Source organism: Psychrobacter alimentarius, from assembly GCF_001606025.1.
GTDB lineage: Bacteria > Pseudomonadota > Gammaproteobacteria > Pseudomonadales > Moraxellaceae > Psychrobacter > Psychrobacter alimentarius.
Window position 1 is genome coordinate 2,919,897 of the sequence record NZ_CP014945.1, and the last position, 12,854, is coordinate 2,932,750.

A 12,854-nucleotide genomic window follows, 5' to 3' on the forward strand; every position below is an offset into this window, starting at 1 on the left:
TAGCTGCACTCAAATCAAAGGCCATAAGCAGTGCTAAATTGGCAGAATTTAGTCCATTTATATGACTATCGATTGAATTAAAGACAGGATCCAGTACAACGATAAGCATTTGGCTGAAGCTAAGTCTGAACTTATCGTAGCACGGTAGCACGATTGCATACTGGCGTTATTGACCTTGCCCCTTTAAAAATCAAAGGACAATGACCATAATAGTAGGGTTACTTGCTTGTATTTACTGATTTATTGTTCATAAGCTTTTATCCATTTGTACTACCTTCTTTAGGAGAGAAATTTTGACCCATTTATCCTCGTCCCACCTATCCCTTAGCGCTACTGCCTCTCTCAGTCGCACGTTGCCAAAAGCCTTGTTGGCTATGACAGTGGGTTTGGCACTTGCCAGCTGTAGCAACTCTGATAATGCATCGGCTGATGGTAGTGCTGCCGCGAGCGATGTGACGCTTAACTTGTATAACTGGTCAGAATATATGCCACAAGAGGTTTTGGATGGCTTTGAGGAAGAGACTGGTATCAACGTGAATTACACCACGTTTGACTCAAATGAAGCCATGTACGCCAAGCTCAAGTTGCTCGATGACTCCAGTCAATATGACCTTGCTATTCCATCGACCTATTATGTCGAAAAGATGGCCAAAGAAGGTCTCTTGCAAGAGCTGGATAAATCCAAACTCAGCAATTTTAAAAACCTAGATACCTCATTTACCAATACCAAAGTTGATCCTGAGAATAAATATTCGATTCCTTATATGTGGGGTAGTACCGGTTTGGCAATCAATGGTGATACGGTTGATGCTAGCAAGGTAAACAGCTGGAACGACCTATGGCGTCCTGAGTATAAGGGTCAGGTGATGTTGACCAATGACGTACGCGAAGTATTCGGTATGACATTATTGACGCTGGGTTATTCAGGTAATAGCAGCAACCCTGATGAGATCAAAGCCGCTTATGATAAGCTGACGACCTTGATGCCAAATGTTAAAACCTTTAATTCTGATGCAACGCGTATGCCCTACATTGAAGGTGAAACGGCACTTGGTATGAGCTGGAACGGCGAAGCGGTCATGGCAAATGATGAAGGTCTGACCAGTTTGGTTTATAAATATCCCACTGAAGGCGCAATCTTGTGGATGGATAATTTCGTTATTCCAAAAAATGCCAAACAGGTCGATGCGGCGCACAAGTTTATCGATTACTTATTGCGTCCTGAAGTCGCCAAGATCGTCAGTGAAGAGATTGGCTATGCCTCACCGAATCTAGCAGCGCGTGAGCTTATGGACGAAAGTGTGCGCAACAACGCAACGATTTATCCAAGTAAAGAAGTATTGGCCAAAGCTGAATTCCAAGAAGATGTGGGTGATGAAGCCTTGCAAGTGTATCAGCAGTATTGGGACAAGCTAAAAACGGGGCGTTAATCCCTTCTGCTGCACCCTTAATAATACCGGTAAAAATAAAAACGCTGACTTAAAAAGTCAGCGTTTTTTTATAAATGTAAATCTGTCTCACCGCCTTGCTGCTTTATTTTTCGCTGCTCACGACGCTGATAGCCCAGACCTGAAGCGGCATACCAATGCGGCTTGGTGGTCTGCAACAAGTCACTCAACTGTTGCAACTGCGCTTGCAAAGTCTTGGTTAACCAAAAGTATCCCTGCCACTCAAATGCTAAGTGATGGACGCTTGGGTATTCTGATACAGTAATGCGCGTAATGGGACGAAACATCTCATCACTTGGACTACGCAGCACGGCTGCCATATGTTGCATAGCCTGAGTTAGCTCATGCTGATAATGAATCAACAGCGTATGGTTTTCGTCATCGATCTCAATATTGGCCAAGCGCGGTGCCGCACTTAACAACAAATCGATGGTTCCAATAATATTACGATGCGTACGCTGAATGGTCTCTAAGGTCTCTTTTTTGATGCCTGATTCACTCGCAGTTGCTGCGATATGAGGACGTACCGCCAGTAATCGCTTATTGATCTGCTGTAATGAGGTGACCAGCACTTTATCAACGGGCACATCATTAGCGGGAAAAGCGACTGTATCTGGTTGCTTGGCAGCGCTATCGGTTATACCTTCTGCGGCGTCAATGTGATTGCCCACGCCTGCATAGAGACTGCCACAGGCCTCAAGGTTACTTGCCAATAAAAAGCGCCACATCAAGGTGGATTTTAGGGGCAAAATCAACGTCACTGCTACCGCAACACCGGTTCCAATTAAAATATTAAGGACACGGTAAATCCCATCTTGAGCGATAGTGCTATGGCCCAAATCTGAGACAATCATCAGCATAGTGATACCCGTCAGTAACCCTGTGTACCCAAGTTGCCTGATTGCCAAATAGCCAATGATGCCACTGAGCAAGCCAATGAGCGCATAATCTACCCATAACCACGCGCCGACATTGTGAGTAAACCAAAGCACACCAAGTGCGGTAACAATACCGAACAATGTACCAAGTACTCGCTCTTTTGCCTTGGTATAGATCGCCCCTTGATACTGTAACAAGCCCAATATGATAAAGACCGTAATGGTTGTCCATTCTCCATGAGGAAGATTGGTAAGTTTGTTCGCTAAAAACGCCAGTATTATTGCCACACCCAAACGTATGGCATGCAACACATCCGCATACTGATAGCGAACATAAGGCTCAATAAACGGTGCGGTAAATCGTTGCCACATAGGTAATTTCACACAAAACCACTCTTGTTAGTTGATGGTTAGAATCAGGAAGATAAATGAAAAGCTACAAGTGAACATGCTAGCAGCCACGTCTGTATTTACAAAGCCATTCTCAAAAAAAAACGTCTTTTGCCTATTAAAAGACAAAAGACGTTTGAGGTCAAAACTCATAACTACTTTAAGTGAAAAGCCTTTACTTATACTTCTAAGAAATCAAGGATACCTTCTGCCGCTTCACGACCTTCCCAGATCGCTGTAACCACCAAGTCAGACCCACGTACCATATCGCCACCCGCAAATATTTTCGGGTTATTGGTTTGGAACTTAAAGGTCTGTGACTCAAGAGCCAAAACCCGACCAGAACTGTCCATCGACACTTGCTGCGACTCAAACCAGTCAGCGGGACTCGGTCTAAAACCAAAGGCCATAATCACCGCATCACAAGGAATGATTTCTTCTGAATTGGGAATTGGCTCAGGGCGTTGACGCCCACGGTTGTCAGGTGCGCCTAATTGGGTTGTGACAACTTTGACCCCATTCACTTTACCATTCAAGCCAATGATTTCAGTTGGCTGACGGTTGAATAAGAACTCAACGCCCTCCTCGCGAGCATTGACCACTTCACGGCGCGAGCCTGGCATGTTTTCTTCATCGCGGCGATAGGCGCAGACCACTTTTTCGGCGCCTTGACGGATACTAGTGCGGTTACAGTCCATGGCGGTATCGCCACCGCCCAATACCACAATTTTTTTGCCTTTGAAATCGATATACTCTTCAGGATTTTTTTCCCAGTCGTTACAGCGATTCACATTGGCAATCAGATAGTCTAGCGCATCATAAACGCCTTCTAGCTCTTCACCCGCAAAACCGCCGCGCATATAAGTATAGGTTCCCATACCCATAAAGACTGCATCATAATCGCTCAATAGCTCATCAATACTGATATCTGTACCGATTTCTGTTTCAAGACGGAATTCGATGCCCATGCCTTCAAAAATGACACGGCGATTGCGCATCACGTCTTTTTCCATTTTAAACTCTGGAATGCCAAACGTCAGCAAGCCGCCAATCTCTGGACGCTTATCAAAGACGACTGGCTTAACGCCATTTCTGACTAAAATATCTGCGCAACCGAGTCCTGCAGGTCCTGCACCAATGATGGCAACCTTTTTGTCCGTCCAAACCACATCCGACATATCTGGACGCCAGCCTAAGGCAAAGGCTGTGTCATTGATATATTTTTCAACATTACCAATCGTCACAGCGCCAAAACCATCATTGAGCGTACAAGCGCCTTCACACAGACGGTCTTGCGGACAAACGCGACCACAGACCTCAGGCAACGTATTGGTACGATGACACAACTCTGCTGCTTGAAAGATTTGTCCTTCGGTCGCAAGCTTAAGCCAGTTGGGAATATAATTGTGTACAGGACATTTCCATTCACAATAAGGGTTTCCACACTCAAGACAACGATGCGACTGCTGTGATACGGCTTCGCTCTCAAACGGTTTGTAAATTTCAACAAATTCCGTTGAGCGCGTGGCAATGTCTTTTTTCGCCGGATCGAACCTTGGTACATCTAAAAATTGGAAACTATTTTCTAAGCGTTTTGCCATGGTAAAAATCTCTTTTATAGTGGGCGGTGACAGCCAGCGATACTCAGTCAAACGACCATTTAAGGCCCATGGGCAGCTGCTGTCACTTACCTGCTTAAAACCTGTGAGTTAAAATATTTCTAAAACCTATTGCCAAATGACCAATAAAAGTCATAACAGATCCCTTATTGAGGATCAGCCATGGTGGTTTTAAGAAGGCTCGCAATGTTCGCCGCTTTTGGCTTCACTAAGTAAAATTTACGAACGTAATGTTCAAAATCAGCCAGTATTGTCTGACCCCATGCACTGCCAGTTTTGTCTACATGCGTGCTGATCACTCGTTGCAAATAAATACGATGTTCTTCCGTTTGCTCGCTTGAGATACGGTTCAAATCAATCAGCTCATGGTTGCAGCGATCAAAGAAGTCGCCATCCATGTCGAGCACATAGGCGAAACCGCCTGTCATGCCTGCGCCGAAGTTAAGACCAGTGCGCCCCAGTATGGTAACGATGCCGCCTGTCATATATTCACAGCAGTGATCACCAGTGCCTTCAATAACCGCATGTGTACCTGAGTTACGAACCGCAAAACGCTCACCTGCTGTACCCGCTGCATACAATTTACCACCAGTGGCACCATACAAACAGGTGTTGCCAATGATTGCTGTGTCTTGTGCATTAAAGCTTGAGTCTTTCGGTGGATAAATGACAATCTCGCCACCTGCCATGCCCTTACCGACATAATCGTTGGCATCGCCTTCAAGCTCAATATTTAAACCGCCAGCATTCCATACACCCAAACTTTGTCCTGCCGTGCCTGTCAGATGCAACTTGATTGGCATATCGCTCATACCAAGGTTGCCCCATAGTTGGGCAATCTCGCCAGAAATACGGGCGCCGATAGATCGGTCACAGTTACCAACATAATAGCTATATTCGCCGCCTGTTCCTTGACGAATACTTAATAACATATCACTAATCATCTGCTCAGCAAGTAAACCTTTATCAAACGGCTCATTTCGCGTCACTTGACACGTTTGTGCTTTACCCTCTGCTGCTGGATGACTAAACAGCAATGGTGTTAAGTCAAGATGACGTTGCTTATCAGTATTTCCTTCTAATACTTCAAGCAAATCTGTACGTCCAACCAACGCTTCCATACTACTAACGCCAAGCGCTGCAAGCCACTCACGTGTCTCAGTTGCGACGAACTTGAAGAAGTTGATTAACATCTCAGCCTCGCCAATGAAATGATCATCGCGCAACATGGCTTTTTGTGTGGCAACGCCTGTCGGACAGTTGTTAAGATGACAGATACGTAGGTATTTACAACCAACCGCAATCATCGGTGTGGTACCGAAACCGAAACTTTCCGCTCCAAGAATGGCTGCTTTTACCACATCAAGACCCGTCTTTAAGCCACCATCCGTTTGTACACGGACTTTATCACGCAGTCCATTGACGCGTAACGACTGATGAGTCTCAGCAAGCCCTAACTCCCACGGTGAGCCTGCATGATGAATAGAAGACAGTGGAGACGCCGCTGTACCGCCATCATAACCTGAGATGGTGATTAAATCGGCGTAGGCTTTTGCCACCCCTGTTGCGATGGTACCAACCCCAGGGCGTGAGACCAGTTTTACCGATACCAAAGCATCAGGATTGACTTGTTTTAAATCAAAAATCAGCTGTGCCAAATCTTCGATAGAATAAATATCGTGATGCGGCGGTGGTGAAATCAGTGTCACACCCGGTACAGAGTAACGCAAGCGCGCAATCAACGCATTGACCTTACCACCAGGTAGCTGACCACCTTCACCTGGTTTTGCGCCTTGAGCGACTTTGATTTGCATCACTTCTGCTGAGCGCAGGTATGCTGGTGTAACCCCAAAACGACCCGAAGCAACTTGCTTGATTTTAGAGTTGCGCAACGTACCATAACGGGCTGGGTCTTCCCCGCCTTCACCAGAGTTTGAGCGTCCACCAATAGTGTTCATCGCCATAGCAATGGCTTCATGCGCTTCAGGAGATAATGCGCCCAATGACATGCCCGCTGAATCAAAGCGCGTCAAAATCTCAGAGATATCTTCAACATCATTAATATCAATACTGTTGTCAGTCTTTAGCTGCAATAGATCACGCAACGTCGCGACTGGGCGGCTATTGACCAGATTGGCATACTGACGATAATTTTCATAATCGCCTGTGCGTACAGCCGTGTGTAAGCTGTTGATCACGTCTGGATTAAAGGCATGATACTCTTTGTTAAAGACAAACTTGAGCAAACCGCCTTGATCAAGTGGCGCACGACGTTTAAAGGCATTTGCTGCCAATTGCGCTTGATCGGCTGCCAAATCTTCAAAAGTTGCGCCTTTGATACGACTTTGCACCCCTTTAAAGCACAAGTTTACGACTTCTTCAGACAGTCCGACCGCTTCAAACAGCTGCGCACCGCGATAAGACACAATGGTAGAGATACCCATTTTTGATAAGATTTTTAATAACCCCTTATCCAAGCCTTTACGGAAATTCACTCGCGCTTGAATCGGATCGCCGAGCAGCTCACCCGTTGCGACCAAATCATCAATGACATCGTAGGCTAAGTATGGATAAATACAGGTCGCACCAAAGCCAATCAATACCGCCACTTGATGCGAGTCACGTGCAAGACCTGTCTCAACAATCAGGTTGGCATCGGTACGAATACCGCGGGCAATCAGATAGTGATGCACAGCGCCAGTCACCATAATCGCGTTGGCAGGTACTTTGTCTGCGTCAATGGCTTTATCAGACAGTACGACTAACGTATTACCAGCACGGATACTGCTCTCAACCTGCTCACAAATACTCTTAATGGCATCAGACAAGCTCAGGGTGCGATCATAGTTCAAGTCAATGCGAGCGGTCTTGAACGCTGGATCATTCAACGTTTCAAGCTGCTGCATTTTACTGGCTGACAATACTGGCGACGATAAAATAATACGATGTGCGTCTCTTGCTGAGGGCGCAAACACATTGGTTTCTGCGCCTAGGCAAGTTTGTAATGACATTACGATAGATTCACGTAATGGATCAATCGGTGGATTGGTTACCTGGGCAAACTGCTGACGGAAAAAGTCGCCGACATGGCGGATTTGCTGCGACAGTACCGCCATCGGCGTATCATCACCCATCGACCCCACTGGCTCTTGACCATTTTCGGCATTGGGACGAATGATTTCTGTGCGCTCTTCATTGGTGATGTGATACATTTTTTGTAAGGCTTTTAGCTTATCACCGCGGCAAGACTGCGCTGCCAAGGTTTCTTCTAAACGTTCATCATCACGAATACGTGTTGCCTCTTCACGTAGCCATTTGCGATATGGATGTGCCTTTTTGAGTAGAGTTGCAATGGCTTTAGTATCTAAAATTTGACCTGTCAACGTATCAATGACCAGCATTTGACCTGGGCCAACTCGGCCTTTTGCCAATACATCTTGCGGTGAATAATCCCAAACACCAACCTCGGAGGCGACCGTAATATAACCATTTTTGGTCGTCACCCAGCGCGATGGACGTAGACCGTTGCGATCTAGCATACAAACAGCATAACGCCCGTCTTGAATGACCAAACCTGCTGGGCCATCCCATGCTTCCATGTGCTGCGAGTAAAACTCATAAAACGCGCGTAAGTCCATATCCATGCTATCGACATTCTGCCACGCTGGTGGTACTAGGATTGACATCGCGTGGAATAGATTCATGCCACCTGACATCAGTACTTCAAGCATGTTGTCTAAGCTTGAGGAGTCTGAGCCTGTGCTATTTACTAGAGGAGTTAGTTGATTCAACTCAGGCAATTTTTTAGATTTTAGCTTTGGTGTGCGCGCCTCAGACCAATTACGGTTACCTGTAATGGTATTTAGCTCGCCATTGTGAGCAAGATAGCGGAATGGCTGAGCAAGCGGCCAGCGCGGTAGTGTATTGGTTGAAAAACGCTGATGAAAGACCACAATGTGTGAGGCCAAACGCTCATCTTGTAAATCTAAAAAGAAGGCTGGCAAGTCTGATGGCATCACCAGACCTTTATAAATAATCGTCTGACAACTCAATGAGCAAACATAAAACAACTCATCATCAGTCAGACGCTGCTCTGCCTTTTTACGCGCAACAAACAGCTTACGGTTGAAATCATCTGCCGCCAAATCATCGGGAGCATTGACAAATACTTGCTTAAAATCTGGTAGCGTCTCACGACCAATCTCGCCGACGATACTCAAATCAAGCGGTACATCACGCCAACCAGCGACGTCTAGTCCTTGTGCCACAAGCTCATCGTTTAGCATTTGCTGGCTATGCTTGGCTTTTGTCTCGTCCGTATTTACGAACACCATGCCCACGGCAAAATTATCCGTAATGGTCAATTGCTGCTCGGCGGCAATATTTTTAAAAAACTTGGTTGGCATCGCCAGTAATAGGCCACAACCGTCGCCCGTTCTACCGTCAGCAGCAACACCGCCGCGGTGGGTCATACAGCTCAAGCTATGAATAGCAGTTTTTACCAAATTATGGCTGGCTTCACCCTCAATGTGAGCAATCAAACCAAAACCGCAATTATCAGAAAAGTCATCTGGCGTGGCCAGGTGGGTTTGCGAGGAAATCATTGACATAGCTGGTCCTTTTAAGTAAACGGGTAGCGTATATATCCAATGCGGCACATAAGCTGACACCCGTAGGCAGAACGGGCTGATAATTAATATTCGTATATCAACATTAATAAATGGCGTGATGCACATACACATCATATCTGGAGAGGAAAATTAAAACTTGCCCTTTCCAGTCATTAGATGATGTTTTGACAGATAATTGGCATATTAACAGGTAGTCAGCAGTAACCCTTTACAATGGGAGGAAATACGACCCTGTATATCCGTTATTCATTCATCAATGATGTACTATCGCATCTTGAGTAACGCTTGTCACTGTATCATGCCTAGCGCTTAGAACTGATAAGCAAGGCTTTGAATGACAGTGCATTCGATTGGTTTTGAATATCTGACGCTCTGTATTCAAGCGCTTTAGTCACTCTAATCAGAGCGACCATAAGAGAGGTTGGACTACTTGTGAGCGTTTTAATTTAAACAGCAAGTAGTCACGCTTGAGACAACAAGTCTTAGTAAAATGCTCTATAAATGCCAGAAAGCTTACTAAATAATTGTTAAATATACAGTTTTTACGATAACTATACAGAACGTCGCCCACAGTTATATTAGTTAATGATTTGGAAAAAATCTAGTCTTTTCTATCAATTCATTAGCCATATTTTGTAAGACTACGTATTCCTATTGGTTATGAGACAAAAGAAAATACTAATCTGACACTAAATCAAAGTAATATTTCTCGGCCTCAAATAGAGTAATTCTTACATATTCGCAGGTTTAATAAGACAACCTCAGCAATGATTAAATAATAATCCCCACAAAAAACCCACTCAGTATGTCTACTAGTGGGTTCTTCGTACTTCTCATTATGACTAAATAACAATTATCACATACTAATTATTCTTATCTTCAATCAGCGCTTTCATACTATCAGGGTTAGTCTTAGGAGCAGCATTGGCGTTCCTGCTGGTGCTGTTTGAATTTGCGTTACCGTTGGTAGTTGGCTGCTTAGGCGTTGGTACGACTGGCGGTTTTTTAGCAGCACCGTTATCTGTCTCAGATGCTGACGGCTTTTTATTGTCTTGGGTCGAAGGCTTGGTTGCGCCCTCTTCGCTTTTAGACGGTGCTGATGTGGCGCGATCTTCAAAACCAACGATGCGCTCTTCTGTAACGGATAACGTCTCAGAAGTATCGGCTGATTGACGAATGCTTTCGTCACCATAACTGGTTGATGATTGATTGCCCTGACCGTTGTTGCTTCCTGTATTTTGATCGTTATCCGCATCGCTAGCCTCTTGCGTTTGCTGACGCACAGGTACTTCGCGTTTGGTAGGCTTTAGGTTCACAGAACGTGTGCGCTTGGTGCTTAAGTCTTTGACAGGATCAGGACGCTCATAGTTATCGATGATACCAACATAACGGTTGATCTCTTCTGGTAATACACGCACATTATTAGGCAGTTTAAAGTCGATGAGTTTTGCTGCACCAATCGCTTCTTGCGGACTGCTCATAATGCCATAGGTCAGCATATAGCGTACTTGCTTCTCATCATCGAGATAACGGAAGTAAGCAAATTTATCGCGGTCGTCACGGCCTTCTAAATAACTGACAATCACGTCATTTTCAGCCACATTCATGACCTGCACTGTCCACTTGCCCTTATTTGCCAGCAGATAACGTTTGTCTTTAAACTCTTTAGGATAGTTACGCAAATCCCGAACCGTCGTATCAAAACTGATAGGCTGTACATCTGTGTCCAGCTCATGTAATGATTCAATCTTCAATGGCTGTTTAAGCTCAGTACTTAGGGTTTGCGGTGTTGATATCGGGGCATTTTCGATTTTAGCACCCATCGCTGGCGTCTGACTCAACATCCAAATTAATGCTGTGACCACCCCCAGTAGTAAGGTTACGACTAGCCATATCAAGGCTTGACGACGATATGATTGGCTAGCGGTACGAGGCGTCGATCTGAAAGCAGCCATGAGAGTATCCTTGGTAAAAATATAGGTAACCGCATGAAGTAAATGCGTGTCCAACTGATGTTATGGCCGACCAATATATGTTGAATGGGGACGCGCAATGAACATTTATGCTCGTTAATCGCTTAATAGATCATTCGCTATGTTGCGACAAAACGTTAGTCAAAAGGTTGGTATCAAAATCATTGGTTAAGACAGCCTTGCCTAACGATTTTAACAAAATAAGGCGGATTTGTCCGTGTTTCACTTTTTTATCATGACCCATTAAATTCAAAGCTGTTTTGACATCAATAGGTGGCGGTGTGACAGGCAGATTGGCAAGTGTTAAAAGGCGCTTGATACGAGCAACTTCCTCAGTGGTTAACCAGCCGATTTTCTGTGATAGTTCAGCTGCTTGTACCATGCCAGCTGCAACTGCTTCACCATGGAGCCAATTGCCGTAGCCTTGATGGGTTTCAATCACATGTCCAAAGGTATGTCCAAAGTTCAACAATGCGCGTACGCCTGACTCTCTTTCGTCCTGCGCCACGATATCGGCCTTATACTGACAGCAGCGTTTTACTGCCTCACCAAGTACAGCCAGATCTAGTGCCATCATGGCAGGTAGGTTGTCTTCAAGCCATGTCAAAAACCGCTCATCCATGATAAGTGCATATTTAATCACTTCAGCAAGTCCTGCAGACAGCTCACGCGTAGGCAACGTTTTAAGCGTACTCATGTCAGCAAGTACCATCTGCGGCTGCCAAAAGGCACCAATCATATTTTTGCCTTGGGCATGATTGATACCTGTCTTACCACCGACGCTTGAATCGACTTGTGACAATAGCGTCGTTGGAATCTGAATAAAATTCACACCGCGCATAAAACTTGCCGCGGCAAAACCCGTCATATCACCGACTACCCCGCCGCCAAGCGCAATAAGTGTGACATCACGATTAAAATGCTCAGCCATCAGTGCATCGTAAATTTGGTTGATACTGTCCTGATTCTTATACTGCTCACCATCTGGCAGCACGCATACCTTGACTGTAAACTGTCCTGCCAGCTCTTCCTCTAATGCTTTTAAATATAAAGGCGCTACCGTATCATTTGTGACAATCAGTACTTGGCGGCCACCAATATAAGGGGCGACTTGCTTCGCCATACTGTTGTTCTCTGTCACTGTTTTTTCAGTGATGACAATGGGATAATCATGGCTTTGCGTATGAACAGTTAAGCCATCCTGAAACAATAACATTGAATACTCCCTGATGTATTAAATAAAGTAAAAGCAGAAGACTTCGGATGGCTCTACCATCAAGCTTACTCTTCTTTTGGTTCTGGCTCTTTAGAAGTAGAAGGAATAAATGCGCCCAGCTGCTGTAAGAGCTGGTTCACCATATGACGTGGATAAGTATGACCGGTCGGCATAATGATATGGGCAACTTGGCGATATAATGGATCGCGTTTATTGTACAGTTCTTGCAAGATTTTTCTAGGATTGGGCTGCTGTAATAATGGTCTTGTTTTGTCTTTGGCAGTACGTGCCATTTGCACGTCAACAGGTGCATTCAAATAGACCACGATGCCACGTTGGCTTAGAAACTCGCGGTTTTCAGCACACATGACTGCGCCGCCGCCAGTCGCTAAGACAATTTGGTTTTTTTGAGTCAACTCATCAATGGCTCGTGTTTCACGCTCCCGAAATCCAGCTTCGCCTTCTTTAGCAAAGATCCAAGCAATATCAGCCCCTGTCTGAGACTCAATATACCAATCACTGTCTACAAAAGAGCGCCCTAATTGCTTGGCAAGCAATTTACCGATCGTGGTCTTCCCTGCTCCCATCGGTCCTACTAAAAACACCGACGGTAATTCCTCCACCATAATACTCACTCAGCTAAATTAGGTATGATACAACGTCATTGATATTCTGGCTAGTAAGCAGCCATGATTATTG

Annotated in this window: 7 protein-coding genes; 1 reads left to right on the forward strand and 6 read right to left on the reverse strand. The window is 45.1% G+C overall.

All coding sequences use genetic code 11. The features are described from left to right. Positions 1-293: 293 nt before the first annotated feature. Entirely contained in the window at positions 294-1,430 is a 1,137-nt protein-coding gene (locus tag A3K91_RS12080; RefSeq protein ID WP_062845490.1) for an ABC transporter substrate-binding protein, read from the forward strand. A gap of 68 nt (positions 1,431-1,498) precedes the next feature. On the opposite strand, the gene A3K91_RS12085 is transcribed toward A3K91_RS12080, so the two are convergent. From A3K91_RS12085 to aroK, 6 genes are all read right to left on the reverse strand, one after another. Further along, complete coding sequence (locus A3K91_RS12085) at positions 1,499-2,710, reverse strand: FUSC family protein (RefSeq protein ID WP_084387351.1); 1,212 nt, start codon at positions 2,708-2,710, stop codon at positions 1,499-1,501. A gap of 185 nt (positions 2,711-2,895) precedes the next feature. Further along, positions 2,896-4,317 carry an FAD-dependent oxidoreductase gene (locus A3K91_RS12090; protein WP_062845492.1) on the reverse strand — a complete coding sequence of 474 codons (1,422 nt, stop codon included), beginning with the start codon at positions 4,315-4,317 and terminating at the stop codon, positions 2,896-2,898. A 164-nt stretch (positions 4,318-4,481) separates the two neighbouring features. Beyond that, a complete protein-coding gene (gene gltB / locus A3K91_RS12095; RefSeq protein WP_062845493.1) occupies positions 4,482-8,945 on the reverse strand; it encodes a glutamate synthase large subunit in 4,464 nt (1,487 codons plus the stop codon). Between the two features lie 884 nt (positions 8,946-9,829). Continuing rightward, entirely contained in the window at positions 9,830-10,921 is a 1,092-nt protein-coding gene (locus A3K91_RS12100; protein ID WP_062845494.1) for a hypothetical protein, read from the reverse strand. Positions 10,922-11,051: 130 nt separating this feature from the next. Then, positions 11,052-12,155 (reverse strand): 3-dehydroquinate synthase, encoded by a 1,104-nt coding sequence (aroB, locus tag A3K91_RS12105; RefSeq protein WP_062845495.1) that lies wholly within the window; start codon positions 12,153-12,155, stop codon positions 11,052-11,054. A gap of 65 nt (positions 12,156-12,220) precedes the next feature. After that, positions 12,221-12,781: a shikimate kinase AroK gene (aroK, locus tag A3K91_RS12110; protein WP_062845496.1), complete on the reverse strand. Its 561-nt coding sequence runs from the start codon at positions 12,779-12,781 to the stop codon at positions 12,221-12,223. Positions 12,782-12,854: the final 73 nt, after the last annotated feature.